Here is a 252-nt window from a genome sequence, read left to right on the forward strand (position 1 = left end):
CCTGAGAAAGAGGTAAACAGGATGACTAAAAATACTCGTTTTTCCCCCGAAGTCCGTCAGAGGGCGATTCGTATGGTTCTGGAAAGTCAGGGCGAATATGACTCACAGTGGGCGGCAATTTGTTCCATTGCCCCAAAGATTGGCTGTACACCGGAGACTCTGCGTGTCTGGGTACGCCAGCATGAGCGGGATACCGGAGGCGGTGATGGCGGGCTCACCACCGCTGAACGTCAGCGTCTGAAAGAGCTGGAA

At 54.4% G+C, this 252-nt stretch carries 1 protein-coding gene; it reads left to right on the plus strand.

Features of this window, described 5'->3' with window-relative positions; all coding sequences use genetic code 11:
• Nucleotides 1-21 precede the first annotated feature (21 nt).
• Nucleotides 22-252: IS3 family transposase (locus BHE85_RS20050; RefSeq protein ID WP_023147292.1), on the plus strand; the 231-nt coding region annotated here is incomplete at its 3' end.

This window comes from Shigella sp. FC1567, from assembly GCF_001743015.1.
Taxonomy (GTDB): Bacteria; Pseudomonadota; Gammaproteobacteria; order Enterobacterales; family Enterobacteriaceae; genus Escherichia; species Escherichia coli.